Annotated in this window: 14 protein-coding genes; 12 read left to right on the top strand and 2 right to left on the bottom strand. The window is 72.2% G+C overall.

Annotated features, from left to right (window positions below; genetic code table 11):
* Positions 1 to 162 precede the first annotated feature (162 nt).
* The 4 genes from cysD to M6B22_RS18495 are packed head-to-tail and all read left to right on the top strand — an operon-like array spanning position 163 to position 3,903.
* Complete coding sequence (cysD, locus tag M6B22_RS18510) at positions 163 to 1,074, top strand: sulfate adenylyltransferase subunit CysD (RefSeq protein ID WP_269443050.1); 912 nt, start codon at positions 163 to 165, stop codon at positions 1,072 to 1,074.
* A complete protein-coding gene (gene cysN, locus M6B22_RS18505) occupies positions 1,075 to 2,931 on the top strand; it encodes a sulfate adenylyltransferase subunit CysN (RefSeq protein WP_269443049.1) in 1,857 nt (618 codons plus the stop codon).
* The gene (locus M6B22_RS18500) at positions 2,928 to 3,701 is read left to right on the top strand and encodes a 3'(2'),5'-bisphosphate nucleotidase CysQ (RefSeq protein WP_269443048.1); all 774 of its coding nucleotides are present in this window, start codon (positions 2,928 to 2,930) and stop codon (positions 3,699 to 3,701) included. Before cysN ends, M6B22_RS18500 begins: the two co-directional genes overlap by 4 nt.
* Before the next feature lie 25 nt (positions 3,702 to 3,726).
* Positions 3,727 to 3,903 carry a hypothetical protein gene (locus M6B22_RS18495; protein WP_269443047.1) on the top strand — a complete coding sequence of 59 codons (177 nt, stop codon included), beginning with the start codon at positions 3,727 to 3,729 and terminating at the stop codon, positions 3,901 to 3,903.
* Between the two features lie 106 nt (positions 3,904 to 4,009).
* On the opposite strand, the gene M6B22_RS18490 is transcribed toward M6B22_RS18495, so the two are convergent.
* On the bottom strand, positions 4,010 to 6,982 hold the full coding sequence (locus M6B22_RS18490) for an AAA family ATPase (protein ID WP_269443046.1): 2,973 nt from the start codon (positions 6,980 to 6,982) through the stop codon (positions 4,010 to 4,012).
* Entirely contained in the window at positions 6,979 to 8,121 is a 1,143-nt protein-coding gene (locus tag M6B22_RS18485; RefSeq protein ID WP_269443045.1) for an exonuclease SbcCD subunit D, read from the bottom strand. Before M6B22_RS18485 ends, M6B22_RS18490 begins: the two co-directional genes overlap by 4 nt.
* Positions 8,122 to 8,396: 275 nt before the next feature.
* Between M6B22_RS18485 and M6B22_RS18480 the strand changes: the two genes are divergently transcribed.
* From M6B22_RS18480 to M6B22_RS18445, 8 genes are all read left to right on the top strand, one after another.
* Positions 8,397 to 9,203: an ABC transporter ATP-binding protein gene (locus tag M6B22_RS18480; RefSeq protein WP_269443044.1), complete on the top strand. Its 807-nt coding sequence runs from the start codon at positions 8,397 to 8,399 to the stop codon at positions 9,201 to 9,203.
* Positions 9,200 to 9,928, top strand: a complete 729-nt coding sequence (locus tag M6B22_RS18475) for an ABC transporter ATP-binding protein (RefSeq protein WP_269443043.1) — start codon at positions 9,200 to 9,202, stop codon at positions 9,926 to 9,928. Before M6B22_RS18480 ends, M6B22_RS18475 begins: the two co-directional genes overlap by 4 nt.
* A 2-nt stretch (positions 9,929 to 9,930) precedes the next feature.
* The gene (locus M6B22_RS18470) at positions 9,931 to 10,809 is read left to right on the top strand and encodes a branched-chain amino acid ABC transporter permease (RefSeq protein ID WP_269443042.1); all 879 of its coding nucleotides are present in this window, start codon (positions 9,931 to 9,933) and stop codon (positions 10,807 to 10,809) included.
* A complete protein-coding gene (locus tag M6B22_RS18465; protein WP_269443041.1) occupies positions 10,809 to 11,891 on the top strand; it encodes a branched-chain amino acid ABC transporter permease in 1,083 nt (360 codons plus the stop codon). The genes M6B22_RS18470 and M6B22_RS18465 overlap by 1 nt, the downstream gene beginning before the upstream one ends.
* Entirely contained in the window at positions 11,888 to 13,189 is a 1,302-nt protein-coding gene (locus M6B22_RS18460) for an ABC transporter substrate-binding protein (protein WP_269443040.1), read from the top strand. Before M6B22_RS18465 ends, M6B22_RS18460 begins: the two co-directional genes overlap by 4 nt.
* Before the next feature lie 9 nt (positions 13,190 to 13,198).
* Positions 13,199 to 13,786 (top strand): QsdR family transcriptional regulator, encoded by a 588-nt coding sequence (locus M6B22_RS18455; protein ID WP_269443039.1) that lies wholly within the window; start codon positions 13,199 to 13,201, stop codon positions 13,784 to 13,786.
* 113 nt (positions 13,787 to 13,899) lie between these two features.
* The gene (locus M6B22_RS18450; protein ID WP_269443038.1) at positions 13,900 to 15,174 is read left to right on the top strand and encodes a choice-of-anchor P family protein; all 1,275 of its coding nucleotides are present in this window, start codon (positions 13,900 to 13,902) and stop codon (positions 15,172 to 15,174) included.
* A gap of 66 nt (positions 15,175 to 15,240) precedes the next feature.
* Positions 15,241 to 16,191 (top strand): carbohydrate kinase family protein, encoded by a 951-nt coding sequence (locus tag M6B22_RS18445; protein WP_269443037.1) that lies wholly within the window; start codon positions 15,241 to 15,243, stop codon positions 16,189 to 16,191.
* Positions 16,192 to 16,266 lie beyond the last annotated feature (75 nt).

Here is a 16,266-nt window from a genome sequence, read left to right as displayed (position 1 = left end):
ACTTGTTCTAACGGCCGTCAATCCAGCTGGCCGCACCGGCCGCACAACGGCGGCTTTAGAACCCGCCGTAGATGCCGATGTCTCGACAAGGCAGACTTGTCGAAATAGTCGAATCAGGTGAAGTAGCGCCGAGAATCATGCTCTCGGCGCAAGGGGGGCAGCATGACGGCGACCTATGAGTTGACCGATCTCGACAAGCTCGAGGCCGAGGCGGTGCACATCTTCCGCGAGGTGGCGGCGACGATCGAGCGCCCCGGCCTGCTGTTCTCCGGCGGCAAGGACTCGGTCGTGATGCTGCACGTCGCGGCCAAGGCGTTCTGGCCGGCTCCGGTGCCGTTTCCGGTGATGCACGTGGACACCGGGCACAACTTCGACGAGGTGATCGCGTTCCGCGACCGGGTGGCCGACCAGCTCGGCGTGCGGCTGGTCGTGGCCAGCGTGCAGGACGACATCGACGCCGGCCGCGTGGTCGAGGACACCGGGCCGCGGGCGTCGCGGAACCGGCTGCAGACCGTCACGCTGCTGCGCGGCATCCGGGAGAACCAGTTCGGCGCCGTGTTCGGCGGGGCGCGCCGCGACGAGGAGAAGGCCCGCGCGAAGGAGCGGGTGTTCTCCTTCCGCGACGAGTTCGGCGCCTGGGACCCGCGCAACCAGCGTCCGGAGCTGTGGAGCCTGTACAACGGGCGGCACCGCAGGGGCGAGAACATCCGGGTGTTCCCGCTGTCGAACTGGACCGAGCTGGACATCTGGAACTACATCCTGCGCGAGAACATCGCACTGCCGCCGCTGTACTACGCGCACAAGCGCCCGGTGATCGAGCGGGACGGGATGCTGCTGGCCGACACCAGGTTCCTGCAGCGCATCGAGGGGGAAGCGCCGTTCGAGGCGATGGTGCGGTTCCGCACCATCGGCGACGCGACCTGCACCGGCTGCGTGGAGTCGACCGCCGCGACGGCCGCCGAGGTGGTGACCGAGGTCGCCGCGGCGCGCATCACCGAGCGCGGCGCCACGCGTGCCGACGACCGGATCAGCGAGGCCGGGATGGAAGACCGCAAGAAGGAGGGGTACTTCTAGATGGCCTCGCAACTGCTGCGCATCGCCACCGCCGGCAGCGTGGACGACGGCAAGTCGACCCTGATCGGCAGGCTGCTGTACGACTCGAAGGCGATCTTCGAGGACCAGCTCAGCTCGGTCGAGCGCACCAGCCACGCCCGCGGCCAGGACGCTCCGGACCTGGCGCTGCTCACCGACGGGCTGCGCGCCGAGCGGGAGCAGGGCATCACGATCGACGTCGCCTACCGCTACTTCGCCACGCCCAAGCGCAAGTTCATCATCGCCGACACCCCCGGGCACATCCAGTACACGCGCAACATGGTCACCGGCGCCTCGACCGCCGACGTCGCGCTGATCCTGATCGACGCGCGCAACGGGGTGCTGGAGCAGTCCCGCCGGCACGCCTTCCTCGCGTCCCTTCTCGGCATCCCGCACCTCGTCCTCTGCATCAACAAGATGGACCTGGTCGGCTACAGCCAGGAGCGCTTCGAGGAGATCCGCGCCGACTTCCGCGCGTTCGCCACCAAGCTCGCGGTTTCCGACCTCACCTTCATCCCGGTGTCGGCCCTGGTCGGTGACAACGTGGTGACCCGCAGCGAGAACATGCCGTGGTACGAGGGCACCGGCCTGCTGCGGCACCTGGAGGACCTGCACGTCGCGAGCGACCGCAACCTGATCGACGCGCGATTCCCGGTGCAGTACGTGATCCGGCCGCACCAGTCCAGCCACGCGACACTGCATGACTTCCGCGGCTACGCGGGCACCGTCGCCGGCGGCACGTTCAAGGCCGGTGACGAGGTCGCGGTGCTGCCGTCCGGGTTCCACAGCCGGGTCGCCAAGGTCTGGGGCCCCGGCGGGACGACCGTGACCGAGGCCTTCGCCGGCCAGGCGGTGACGATCGAACTCACCGACGACATCGACATCACCCGTGGCGACCTGATCGCCAGGCCGGCGAACCGTCCGCACGTCGGGCAGGACATCGACGCGATGGTCTGCTGGTTCACCTCGGCGAGCGCGCTCACCGAGGGCGCCACGTACACGATCATGCACACCACCCGCAGCACCCGGGCGAGCGTCAAGCAGCTTGACTACCGGCTGGACGTCAACACGCTGCACCGGGACGAGGACGCCGAGCAGCTGAGCCTCAACGAGATCGGGCGCGTCCGGCTGCGCACCCAGCAGCCGCTGCTGTTCGACTCGTACCGGCGCAATCGCGACACCGGCAGCTTCATCCTGATCGACGAGGCGACCAACAACACCGTCGCTGCTGGAATGATCACCGGGCCGAGCCAGAGCGAGGCGAACGTGGTCTGGCACGGCGGCGCGGTCACCCGCGAGCAGCGCCCGACCAAGGGCCTGACCGTCTGGATCACCGGCCTGTCCGGCTCCGGCAAGTCCAGTGTCGCGGTCGAACTCGAGCGGCGGCTGGTCGCGTCCGGGCGGCCGGCCTACCTGCTCGACGGTGACAACCTGCGGCACGGGCTCAACAGCGACCTCGGCTTCAGCGCAGCGGATCGCGCCGAGAACGTGCGCCGCGTCGCCGCCGTCGCGCAACTGCTCGCCGACGCCGGTGTCGTCGCGCTGGTCTCACTCGTCTCGCCGTACCGCGCCGACCGCGACGCCGCGCGCGCCGCGCACGAGCAGGCCGGGCTGCCGTTCCTCGAGGTGTTCATGGACACCCCGCTGGAGGTGTGCGAGCAGCGCGACCCGAAGGGCATGTACGCCAAGGCTCGAGCCGGGGAGATCACCGGCTTCACCGGCATCGACGACCCGTACGAGGCGCCGCAGAGCCCCGACCTGCTGCTGCGCCCCGCCGACGGTGACACGGCCGCGCTCGCCGGCATCGTCCTGGACCGCGTCGAACGCCTCGGGCAGTGACCAGCGACGCGCGGCTGGCGGCTACGCTGGCCGAGCAGGCCGGGCAGTTGCTGCTCAGGCTGCAGGCCGACAGCGGGCTGACCGGTAAGGAACTCGGCAAGCGCGGCGACAGCGAGTCGAACGCGCTGCTGCTACGCGAACTCGCGGCGCAGCGACCGGACGACGCCGTCCTGTCCGAGGAGTCTGCGGACTCCCCCGCCCGGCTCTCGCACGACCGGGTCTGGATCATCGACCCGCTCGACGGCACCCGCGAGTACGGCCTGACCGGCAGGACCGACTGGGCGGTGCACGTCGCGCTCTGGCAGCGCGGCTCCGGTGGGTCCGGCGAGATCACCGATGCGGCCGTCGCGCAGCCCGCGCTCGAGGCCGTCTACGCGAGCGACGACGTCCACGCCGGGCCCGCCGCGGAACGCGCGGTGATCCTGGTCAGCGACAGCCGGCCGCCGCAGTTCGCACCGGCCGTCGCGTCCGCGGTCGGTGCCGAACTGCGGCCGATGGGTTCGGCCGGCGCCAAGGCGATGGCCGTCGTGCGCGGCGAGGCGGCCGCCTACCTGCACGCGGGGGGCCAGTGGGAATGGGACTCGGCCGCCCCCGTCGGCGTCGCGGCGGCGGCCGGGCTGCACGCGAGCCGCGTCGACGGCTCACCGCTGGTCTACAACAGCGCGCATCCGTACCTGCCCGATCTGCTCATCTGCAGGCGTGAGCTCGCCGCACCGCTGCTGGCCGCGATTGCCGCGGCGCATTCCGATTCGTACGGTGGGAACCGGTAGCCCGACTGCCGCCAGGAGGCACGAGATGACCGACCCCGAGGACACCGTTTCCACCCGGCCCGCCGACCTGGCCGAGGCCGAGGCCGATCTGGTCGACGACTTCGACCGCCCCGCTCCGTTCGAGGCCGAGGACGGCGACGTCCTGGAGCAGAAGCAGGAGCTGCCGGACGACGAGGATGAGGACAGGTACGACCTGGACTAGAGGTCGAGACTTGGTCGCTCGGTCCCGGAGGGCGGCGGCCCGGCGCGCGGCGACGCGACGACAATCAGCCGACGACAATCAGCCGACGACAATCAGGCGACGACAATCAGGCGACGACCCGTAGCCAGCTGCTGCCGTCGGGGCGGCGCCGCACCTCGACCCGCTCGGCGATGCGGTCCTTCAGCTCGGCGACGTGGCTGACGATGCCGACGACCCGGCCGCGGTCACGCAACTCGTCGATCACCGACATCACCTCCTCCAGGGTGTCGGCGTCGAGCGTGCCGAACCCCTCGTCGATGAACAGCGTGTCCAGGTCGATGCCGCCGGCCTCGGCACGCACCACGTCGGCCAGCCCGAGCGCCAGCGCGAGCGAGGCGTAGAACGTCTCGCCGCCGGACAGTGAACGCGTGCTGCGCCGCTCCCCGGTGTGCCGGTCGAGCACGCACAGGGTGAGGCCGGTGCGCTCGCCCTTGGACGTGCCCTCGTCGACGCGGACCAGCTCGTACCGCCCGCTGGACATGCTGCCCAGCCGCTGGTTGGCCGCCTGCACCACGCGCTCGAACCAGTGCCGCAGCACGTAGGTGGTGAGCGCTACCCGGCGCTGCCCGGTCATGCCCTTGGTGAGCTTGGCCAGGTACAGCACCGGCGCCGCCTGCTCATCTCGCGCGAGCAGTTCGTCCTGCGCCTGCTCGACGTCGCGCAGCGCGGAGCTGAACCGCTCGCACGCGTGCCGCGCCACCTCGGCACGATCGGCTGCGGCCGCGGCCGCCGACCGGGCGGCCTCGAGCGCCCGGCCACCGGCCTGGGCACGTGCCGCGACCTCGGCCGGGTCGGCGCCGCCGAGATCGCCGCATTCGGCAAGTCGCGCCTGAAGCCGCTCCTGCTCGGCCGTCCACCGCGCGACGTGCTCGGCCAGCTCTTCGGCCTGCGTGGTGGTCCGGACCGCGGCGGCTGCCGCCTCCAGGGTGGCGAACCCGCCGGCGGCCGACTCGTGCTCCGCGCGCGTGCGGGCCGCCCGCGCGGTGGCCAGCGCGGCGGCGAGCGTGTCAGCGGCCGCCGCGAGCGCCGCGCCGCGCCGGCCGAGTTCGACCAGCTCGCGCTGCTTGTCGGCGACGCTGGCCGAACTCCCGGCGGCGGCGGCCAAGGTCTCGGTCTGCTCGGCCAGCCGGCTCTGCGCGGCCTGCAGGCGGCTCGCCGCGGCGCTGTGCCGGGCCACGGCCGCGCTGAGCTCCTCGGCGCAGCGGGACTGTTCGGCCTCGAGCGCGGCGAGAGCTTCGGCGCCCGGCTGGACCTCGGCGTCGGCGCACTCGGCGTCGGCCAGCGCCGCCTGCGCGGCCGCGAGCTGGTCGGCGAGCTCCGCCGCGGTCTCGGTGCCGGCCAGCGCGGCGACCGCGGCCTGGTCGCGTTCGAGCCGGGCGAGCGTCGCGGCGCAGCTCTCCCGCTGCTTCCCGGCCCGCTCGGCCACCGCGGCGGCTACCGCGACGTCCTCGGCTCGGACCGGCTGCGAGGTCCCCGTGGCAGCGGCCGGGTGCTCACGGGACCCGCACACCGCACACGGCTCACCGGCGACCAGCCCGGCGGCGAGCTCGGCGGCAATCCCCGCCGCGCGCGCCTCCAGCAGCCGCACGTGCTCGGCCAGTCCGGTCCGGTAGGCGGCGAGTGCGCGGTCGTCGGCCCGCCGGGCACGCTCGATCCGCGGCGCCAGCTCGGCCAGCTGCCGCGTCGCGTCCAGGCGCGCCTGCAACTCGGCGCACGACGCCCGCAGCGAGCCGGCCCGGTCCGAACGCGCGCGCGCTGCGGCGAGCTGTCGTGACGCGCCGGCTACCCGAGTGGGCAGCTCGGCCACCCGGGCCTGCCTCGACTCCAGCTCGTGCCCGGTCCGCTCGAACGCGGCCAGCTCGGCGGCCACCGCCGCCTGGGCTGCCTCCGCGTCGGCCTCGCGGGCGACGAGGTGCTGCAGCTCGGCCGCCTCCCGCGCGGCCTCGGCGGCCAGCTGTGCGTACGCCGCGCCGCCGGCGCCGGCGAGAACCTCGCCGGACACGTGCGGGTCGACCTCGAGGACGGCGGCGCGCGCCCGCGCGGCGTCGGCGTCTGCGTCGGCGAGCGCCTCGAGCAGCGCGCGCACCGGTTCGGCGCGCCGGGCCGCCGCGAGGGCCTGGACGCGGCGTTCGTGCTCGGCCCTGCCGCGCCGGTGCTCGGCCAGCGCGGCCCGTGCGGCAACCAACCGGTCGGCCCGCTCGGCCAGCGCGATCGACTCGGCGTGCTCGCGCCGGGCGGCGTCGAGTGCCGCGTCCCGCTCGACGCGCTGCCCCGCGCTGTACTCCTGCTCGGCCTGCAGCGCGGCGGCGATCCGGCTCAGCCGCGTGCGTAACTCGGCGTCGGGCAGGACGATCAGTGCCTCGCGCTCGACGGCGTCCAGCCCGGCCGCCTCGGCCGCTGCCGCCGCGCACGCCCGCACCCGCAGCCGGGACGCGTCCAGGTCCTTGACCGCGACCGCCCGCCGCCGGTCCAGCTCATCGGTGATCTGGTCGTAGAGGTGCGTGCCGAACAGCTTGGTCAGCACCGTGCGCCGCTCGTCGTCGTCGGCGCGCAGGAAGCGCGCGAACTCCCCTTGCGGCAGCAGCACCACCTGGGTGAACTGGTCGCGCGTCAGGCGCAGTTCGTCGGCGAGCAGGTCGGCGACCTCGGCCTTGTTGCTCGAACGGCTCACCCAGCGCCCCGCCTCGCGGCGCTCCAGGTGGACCGTGGCCGCCTGCCTGGTCAATCCGGTGCCGCGGTGCTTGGGCCGCGCGTACTCCGGCGTCCGGGTGACCCGGTGCCGGCTGCCGCGCATCGAGAACTCCAGCTGCACCCGCGGCTCGACGCCGGCCGCCGCGAAGTCCGAGTGCAGCCGGCCGTCGCCGCCCCGCTCCCCCGGCCCGTACAGCGCGAACGTGATCGCGTCCAGCACGCTGGTCTTGCCGGCGCCGGTCGGGCCGTCGAGGAGGAACAGTCCGGACGCACCGAGCTGGTCGAAGTCGACGACCTGCTCGTCGGCGAACGGCCCGAACGCCCGCAGCCGAAGCTCGTGCAGCCTCATGCTGAGGCCTCCAGGGCGCGCACGGCCTCGACGGTGCGGCGCAGTTCGTCCTGCTGGGCGCGGTCCGGACGGGTGGCGTCGACCCACTCCATGAAGTGCGCGCACACCTCGACCGGATCGCTCGCCTCGGACAGCCGTTGCAGGTCGGTGGCCGTGTCCACCTGCATGCCCTCGGGCGCGAAGTCGAGCACCAGGGTGTGGGGCCAGCGCTCGCGCAGCCGTTCCATCGGCGCCAGCGGACGCTGCGGGTCGGTGAGCACCGCCTTGACCCAGGCGCCGGCGAGGGACGGGTCGGGGTCGGCGAGCAGATCGGCCAGCCGGCCGCGCACCTCGCGCAGCGGCCGCGGCACCGGAGTCGCGAGCAGTTCGGTCGTCACGGCGCCGGCGGCGTCGATGTCCACCAGCGTGACCGACTTGACGTGCTGCCGCTCGCCGAAGGAGAAGGCGAGCGGCGAACCGGAGTAGCGGACCCGGTCGGCCACCTGCTGCGGGCCGTGCAGGTGCCCCAGCGCGGTGTAGCTGAGGCCGGCGAAGACCGCGGCCGGTGCGTCGGCGAGGCCGCCGACCCGGATGTCGCGTTCGGAGCCGGACTCGGTGCCCCCGGTGACGAACGCGTGCGCCACCGCCACCACCCGCGAGATCTCGCGCGCGCGAGCGTCGGCGCGGATCCGGTCGACCGCCGCGGCCAGCACGGCGGCGTGCGTGCGCTCGGTGCCGAGGTCGTCCATCACCGCGTCCGGCAGCAGGTACGGGATGCCGTAGACCGCGAGCTCGCCGGCGTCGTCGCGCAGTACCAGCGGATCGGTGAGCCCGCTCAGGTCGGTGCGCAGGTGGATGCCCGCCGCCCGGTTGAGCGCGCGCCCGAATCCGAGCCGGATCGCCGAGTCGTGATTGCCGCTGGTCAGCAGGACAGGGACACCGGATGCCGCGAACCCGGCCAGCGCGTCGTCGAGCAATCGCACCGCGTCGGTCGGTGGCACGGCCCGGTCGTACACGTCGCCGGCCACCAGCACCGCGGCCACCTGCTCGCGCACCGCCACGTCCTGCAGCCAGGACAGGAAGCCGCGTTGATGCTCGATCAGCGGCGCGCCGTGCAGGGTACGGCCCAGGTGCCAGTCCGAGGTGTGCAACAACCGCATCGGTGCCCGTTCCCTTCCTGGTCGGTCCCGTCCTTTGCGAGTATGCGGCCGGCTCTGACAGTTTCCGGGCAGGGCAGGCCGGCAGGTGGGCGAAGGTGAGCCAATCGGCGCGAACCGCGCCGATCCACCGCCGGGTAGGCAACATTCCGGCATCGTTCGTGCCGGACGCCCTTGCCCGCTCCCGGGACCTGTCCTACGGTCATGCAACACCTTGACGATCTGTTGCATTCACCACCGAGAAGCCATTCACCACCGGGAAGCACAGGGCGGTGCGCATGCCAGGACTGGCCGTACGCGCGGTGAGCGTGCGTTTCGGGGGCCTGCAGGCGCTCGAGGACGTGTCCTTCGACGTGCTGCCCGGCTCCGTCGTCGGGGTGATCGGCCCGAACGGCGCCGGCAAGACCACCCTGTTCAACGTCATCAGCGGCTTCGTCGCCCCGACCGCCGGCTCGCTGGAGTGGGACGACCAGCCCTTCCACCCCCGTCCGGACCGCCTGGTCGACGCCGGCCTGGCCCGCACCCTGCAGGCCGTCGGGCTGTTCCCGCGGCTCACCGCGCTGGAGAACGTGATGGTCGGCGGCGCGCGTTCGCGTCGGGCCGGGTTCGCCGGCGCGCTGTTCGGCCTGCCGGGCAGCGACCGGGACGAACGGCGGCTGCGGGCGGACGCCCTCGACTGGCTCGGCCGCCTCGAGGTCGCCGAGTTCGCCGACCGGCTGCCCCCGACCCTGCCCTACCCGGTGCAGAAGCGGATCGCGCTGGCCCGTGCCCTGGTCAGCCGCCCCCGGCTGCTGCTGCTGGACGAACCGGCCGGCGGGCTCGGCGCCGAGGACCTCGAGCCGCTCGCCAGGCTGATCCGTTCGCTGCCGGGTTCGGACACGCCCTGCTCGGTGCTGCTCGTCGAGCACCACATGGACCTGGTCATGGACGTGTGCGACCGCGTCGTCGTACTCGATTTCGGCAAGCGGATCGCGACCGGGACCCCGGCCGAGGTCCAGGCCGACCCGGCGGTCGCCACCGCCTACCTCGGCGCCGACGTGCCACCCGCGGGCGAGGACGTCACGCTCAGCAGGGCCGACCAATGACCGCCGCCCTGCTCGAGGCGGAGAACCTCAGCGCCGGGTACGGACGGGTCCCGGTGCTGCACCAACTCGATCTCGCGCTGGAGCCGGGCACGATCACAGCGGTGCTCGGCGCGAACGGCGCAGGCAAGACGACGTTGCTGCGCACCCTGTCCGGACTGATGCGGCCCACCGGCGGCACGGTGCGCTACCGCGACCAGGACCTGGCCCGGGTGCCCGTCGAACGCCTGGTCACGATGGGGATCGCGCACGTGCCGGAGGGTCGCGGCGTGATCGCCGAACTGACCGTGGAGGAGAACCTGCGCCTCGGCGGACTCTGGCGTCGTGGTGCGGACGCCGCGCGGGAGACGTCCTCGGCGATCGCCGAGGTGCTCGAGCTGTTCGAGCCGCTGCGCGAGCGGCGCCGCTACCACGGCCACCAACTCTCCGGCGGCGAGCGGCAGATGCTCGCGCTGGGCCGCGCTCTCGTCGCCCGGCCGGCGCTGCTGCTGCTGGACGAGCCGTCGCTCGGCCTCGCGCCGCTGGTGACCGCGCGCATCATGGCGCTGCTACGCGCCCTGCGCGACAGCACCGGGCTCACCGTGCTGCTGGTCGAGCAGAACGTGCACAGCGCGCTCGCGATCGCCGACGAGGCGCTGGTGCTCGCGCTCGGCCGGGTCGTGGCACGCGGACCGGCCGCGGAGCTGAAGGCCGACGAGTCCCTCCGGCACAGCTATCTGGGGTTCTGACGATGAGCAGATTCGTGTTCCTGACCTTCAACGGGTTGTCCTTCGGCGCGGTCTACGCCGCGGTCGCCCTCGCACTCGTGCTGATCTGGCGAACGACGCGGGTGCTCAACTTCGCGCAGGGCGCGATGGCGATGGCGACGGCCTACGTCGCGATCTCCGTGTCCCAGGCGACCGGCTCGTACTGGCTCGGCTTCGCCGCGGCGCTGGCGGCCGGGATCGTCCTCGGCGCGATCGTGCAGCTCAGCGCGTTCCGCACGGCCGAGTCGATGCCGCCGCTGAACACGATCGTCGTCGGCGTGGGCCTGCTGATCGTGATCGAGGCCGTCGTCGGGATGATCTACGGCATCGGCTACCGGGACTTCCCCGCCTCCTTCGACACGCAGACGTACTCGCTCGGCAGCACCGCGCTGTTCTCCGATCAGGACATCTTCACCGTCGTGTCCGTGCTCGGCCTGATGCTCGTGCTCGCCGCGCTGCTGACCTGGACGCCGTCCGGATTGCGGATGCGCGCCTCGGCGTTCGCGCCCGAGATCGCCCGGCTGCTCGGCGTTCGGGTGTCCCGGATGCTCACCCTCGGCTGGGCCCTCGCCGGTCTCGTCGGCGCCCTCGCCGGCATGCTGGTGATCCCGTCCGGACTCGGGCTGTACCCGCAGGCGATGGACGGGGTGTTCGTGCTCGGCTTCACCGCGGCCGTGGTCGGCGGCCTGGACAGCCCGGTCGGCGCGGTGGTCGGCGGCATCGGCACCGGGCTCGCGCTGTCGTACGCCAGCGGTTACCTCGGTAGCGATCTCACCCAGATCGCGGCGCTCGCGCTGCTGCTCGTCGTGCTGCTCGCCAGGCCCAGCGGGCTGTTCAGCGGCACCGAGGCGAGGCGGGTGTGATGCGCACGCTGCGCGACTCGACGCTGCTCCGGCACCTGCTGTTGCTGGTGATCGGTGTCGTGCTGGTGATCGCGATGACCGCGACGTTCAGCGACTACCACAACTACGAGCTCGCCCAGCTCGGCGCGTACGTCTGCGCGGCAGCCGGCCTGACGTTCCTCACCGGCGGCAACGGGCAGGTGTCACTGGGGCATGCCGCGCTGATGGCGATCGGCGGCTACACGGTCGCGCTGCTGCAGACGCGCTTCTCCGACCACGGCGTGAGCGGACCGTGGGTGCTGCCTGTCTCGCTGCTCGTCGGCATGCTCGTGACCGCTGCCGCCGGTGCGCTGTTCGGGATCGCGGCCGCCCGGTTGCGCGGCCCGTACCTGGCCGGCGCCACCCTCGCGCTCGGCGTCGCGCTGCCCGGGATCACGTCGCATTACAGCGGCTTCTTCAAGGGCGACCAGGGCTTGTTCGTGCCGTTCGACGGACCGCCCTCCGGGCTCGGCACCGGCTTCACCCTGCAGCACTGGCAGGCGTGGATCAGCCTGTTCGCCGCGTTGATCGTGCTGTTCCTGCTGGCCAACCTGAACCGGTCCGCCGTCGGCCGGCACATGCGGGCGGTGCGCGACGAGGAGATCGCCTCGGCGCTGTGTGGGCTGTCCGTGCCCCGGGTACAGATCCTCGCGTTCGCCGTCAGCGCGGCCGCTGCCGGTCTCGGCGGCGGCGTGTTCGCGGTCTGGCTGCAGACCGCCTCGCCGGGTTCGTTCGACCTGGTGCTGTCACTGACCCTGCTGTCGGCCGTCGTCATCGGCGGCCTGGGCAGCCTCGCCGGCGCGGTGTGGGGCTGCCTGCTGGTCGTGTACCTGGGCACGTTCATCAGCGACCGGGTCGACGACCTGGGGCTGTCCGCGGCGTCCACCGCCAAGCTGCACGACAACCTGCCCAGCGCCGTCTACGGGCTGCTGCTGATCGTGGTCATCCTCGCGTTGCCCGGCGGCATCCAGGGCCTGCTCCGGCGGCTCCTCGCGCTTCGCCCCCGTCGCGGCACCAGCCAACCAACTCGCAGCACCACCCAACCAACTGGAGGTCTGTCATGACAATCCCGATCCGGCGGCGCAGGCGTGCCGTCCTCGCGATCGCGGTGGCCGCCGCGCTCACGGTGACGGCCTGCGGTAGCAGCAAGAAGAACGGCGGCAACAACGCCACCGGGGACAAGAGCGCGCCCGGGGTGACCTCGGACTCGATCCTGCTCGGCACCACGCAACCGCTGACCGGGCCCGCGGCACCGGGCTACTCGAAGATCAGCGCCGCGATGAAGGCCTACTTCGCCTTCGTCAACGACAAGGGCGGCGTGAACGGGCGCAAGATCACGCTCAACGTCGAGGACGACGGCTACAACCCGGCCAACACCGCCACCAAGACGCGCAAGCTGGTGCTGCAGGACAAGGTGTTCGCGCTCGTCGGCGCCCTCGGCACTCCCACGCACACCGCGGTGCTCGACTTCGTCAACCAGAACAAGGTGCCCGACCTGTTCGTGTCCTCCGGCAGCCGCAGCTGGAACCAGCCGAGCAAGTACCCGATGACGTTCGGCTGGCAGACCGACTACACCGTCGAGGGCAAGGTCCTCGGTGACTACATCAAGAAGAACTTCGCGGGCAAGACGGTCTGCAGTTTCGGCCAGGGTGATGACTTCGGCACCGACGGCGCGCAGGGCGTCGAGCTCACGCTCGGCCAGGGCTCGCTGAAGTCGAAGCAGACCTACACGCCGACCAACACCAACGTCGCACCGCAGATCGGCGCGCTGAAGGCGGCCGGCTGCCAGGTCGTGGTGTCCTTCACCGTTCCCGGCTTCACCGCGCTAGCACTGGGCACCGCGGCCAAGCTGAAGTACCAGCCGCAGTGGGTCATCTCGAACGTCGGCTCGGACATCGTCACGCTGCAGGGCTTCCTCAAGGACGCGACCACGCCGCTGCTCGAAGGGGCGGTGACCGACCTCTACATGCCGATCCCGAGCGACTCGTCCAACAGCTGGATCAAGCTGTTCCAGATGGTCAACGAGAAGTACAACAGCAACGTCCCGTTCGACGGCAACGTCGAGTACGGCATGGCGATGGCCTACACGACCGTGCAGGTGCTGCAGGAGGCGGGCAAGGACCTGACCCGCGGTTCGCTGCTCGCCGCGGTCGAGAAGGGCGGGCTCACCGGGCCGGGCCTAGTCCCGTTCCGCTTCTCCAAGACCGACCACTCCGGCTACGGCGGCACCCAGATCGCCGTCATCCATGGCGGCGTCGCCAAGCTCACCGGGCCGGTCTACACGACCGATGACAAGGACGCGCCGCTGACCGAGTACACGACGGCTCCCGCGGAGGCTCCGGCCAGCGGGCTGCCGGGCTGACCGACGCCGGTGGTCGCGCGAACGCGGCCGACGCCGCGAGACGCGTTCCGGCTCGCGCGGCGCACCCTGCTCGACGGCCAGCGCCTGGACATGCAGGCGCTGGCCGGCCAGCTCGGCATCAACCGGGTCACGCTCTACCGCTGGGTCGGCTCACGTGAACAGTTGCTGGTCGACGTGCTCTGGTCGATGACGGAGCGGACGATCATGGGCATGTGGGCCGACCTGGACGATTCGCCACTGCCGCGCGTCCCGGAGGTGCTGCGGCGCTGGAGCCAGGCCACGATCGACAACCCCGGGGTGCGCCGGTTCCTGCACGGCGAGAGCGAGTTCGCGATGCGGCTGCTCACGCTCAAGTCCGGCGGGTACCAGCCGCGGCTGTTCGCACTGGTGCGCGATCTCGTCGCGGCCGACATCGCGGCCGGCCGCGCCGCGTCGCCGCTGCCGGTCGAGGAGCTGGCGTACGCGGCGGTGCGGATCTGCGAGTCGTACCTCTACCTGCCCGCGATCACCGGTGAGCCGGCCGACGCGGACATGGTGGGGCGGATCCTGAGCGTGCTCATCGCCCCCGCGCCGAACGGTCGCGCAAGATCAGCGTGAAGCAGTATTCGTTTCGATTTGCCGGACGCCCGCACACTCAGCAAGCTGATCACGTTGGGGTCCACGGGGAGGCTTCGACCGATCCGTGACCCTTCGATCGGCCCAGGTGAGCTATGCGAATCAAGTCGGCAGTCGTCCCCCTGACCACCGCGGCGGGCCTGATCGCCGCCGTCGCCGTCGCGCCGGGCGGCGTCTTCGGCGCCACGCCCAGCCACGCCCACCTCGTCGGTTGGGCGGGCGGCAGCATGGTGCGCGGGCTCGGTCACACCGTGACGTCGGACCTGACGTCCCAGTCCAGCGTGGACACCACGAACACCGGGGTGCGCTCGAGGAACACCCTGGCGACTGCGTCGGTCACCAGGTTGCTCACCGTCGGCGCGATCTCGACCGACGCGTCGTCCGCGGCCGTCCCGCGCGGCGTCCAACTCACCACCCACGCGCGGACGGCGAACGTCAACCTGCTCGGCGGTGCGATCACGGCCCGGGCGGTCGACACCGTCGACGTCGCGAAGGTGGTCAACGGCAAGGCGAGCAGCACGATCCGCACCACGTTCGTGGGCCTCAAGATCGCCGGTACCACGCTGCCCGCGAACATCCCGCAGAACTTCGGCGTCCGGATCCCCGGCGTCGCGCAGGTGACGCTCAACGGGGCGTACAGCGCGGCGAAGGACGGCACGATCATGACCACCGGGGTCGGGCTGTACGTCAGCCTGCTCAAGGCCCGCGGCACCAACCCGATCGGCACCGAGATCTACCTGAACCCGACCTACGGAGCGATCGCGCCGACCGCGCCGGTGACCGGGGCGAACATCGGCGGCTATGCCTACGGCAGCAGCGTGTACGCGTCGGCGGGCAGGCTGCTCGACGCCAAGTCCGGCCCGACCGCGCAGATCTCGCAGCCGATGAACGGCACGCACGGCATGAACCGGTACAACCGGACCGCCGCCGTCGACCTGGCACCGGTGGCGACCGTCAGTGCGATCACCTCGACTGCGAACGGGGTCAAGTCCGCCGGCACGGCGAGTTACTCGACGATGTCGACGAAGCTGGCCGGGATCAACCTGTTCAACGGGCTGATCCGGGCCGACGCGCTCACCGGCTCCGCGAGCGTCAAGGAGCTGCCGGACGGCTCGACCCGCGCCAGCACCTCGACGTCCCTGGTGAACCTGGTGATCGCCGGCCGCTCCGTCCCGGCCGATGTCTCGCCGAACACGGTGATCCGCGTTGCCCGCCTGGGCAAGGTGACGATCCGGTCCGAGGCGCGGTCGGCGAACCAGGCGCTGGTGAAGGTGCTGGACATCGTGATCACGACCAAGGGCTACGGGCTGCCGGTCGGGGCCGAGGTGCAGGTAGGTGTTGCGGCTGCCTGGGTGATCACGCCGCACTGATCCTCACTCCGGCGATCTTGCGGCACTTCCTGCCGTACGCCGCGTGACGTGCAGCAAGATGATGCCGTGCGATTCACCGTCATCGGCGAGGCACTCGTCGACCTCGTCCAGTCCCGCGAGGACGCCCGCTTCGCCGCGCACCCCGGCGGCAGCGCCTTCAACGTGGCGATCACGCTCGGCCGCCTCGGCGACCGGGTCGTCTTCGCCGGACAGCGCGGTACGGACGGATTCGGCGAGTTGCTCAGCGCGAAGTTGCTCGGCTCCGGTGTGCGCCCGGACCACTGGCGCACCCTGGCCTTGCCGAGCTCGCTCGCGGTCGCCGCGCTGGACCACGGCGGCCAGGCGCACTACAGCTTCTACTTCGACGGCACCGCCGGGCTGGCGTTCGACGCGCTCGGCCCGCTGCCCGCGGCCGACGTGGTGCACGCCGGCTCGATCGCGAGCTGGCTGCCCCCCGCGGCCGGATTCGTCCAGGGCGTCCTGCGTTCGGCGCGTGCGAGCGGGACGACGCTGGTCAGCTACGACCCGAACGTGCGCCCCGCGCTGCTCGCCGACCGCGCTGCCACGACCGCCGAGATCGAGCGGTGCATCGCGCTCGCGCACGTCGTCAAGGCCAGCGACGAGGACCTCGCGACGCTCCACCCGGGCGAACCGGTCGACGCCGTCGCAGCGCGCTGGTGCGCGCTCGGCGCCACGCTGGTGGTGGTGACGCGCGGGGCCGACGGCGCTGTCGCGTTCGGGCCGGGCGGTGAGCTCGCCCGGCGGCCGGCGCCGCGGATCACGGTCGCCGACACGGTCGGGGCGGGCGATTCGTTCGCCGGCGCGCTGCTCTCGGCGCTGGCCGAGACCGGACTGGCCGCACCCGCCGACCTGGCGCGCGCCGTCGAGACGCGGGACGGGCGCCTCGAGCAGGTGTTGCGCGTCGCGGTCGCGGTTTCGGCGATCACCTGTCAGCGCCCGGGCGCCGATCCGCCCACCCGTGCCGAGCTCGACGCGTACCTCTCCCGGCGCGACTGAGCCATCGGACCGCACGGTCATCGGGCCGCACGCGCGTGACCCGCGGCGGGCCGGCGACTGCGACCTTCGACCCGG

The organism is Jatrophihabitans cynanchi, from assembly GCF_027247405.1.
Lineage (GTDB): Bacteria > Actinomycetota > Actinomycetes > Mycobacteriales > Jatrophihabitantaceae > Jatrophihabitans_B > Jatrophihabitans_B cynanchi.
Note: the sequence above shows the minus strand (reverse complement) of the source record. Positions and strands in the feature narration are given on the sequence as shown.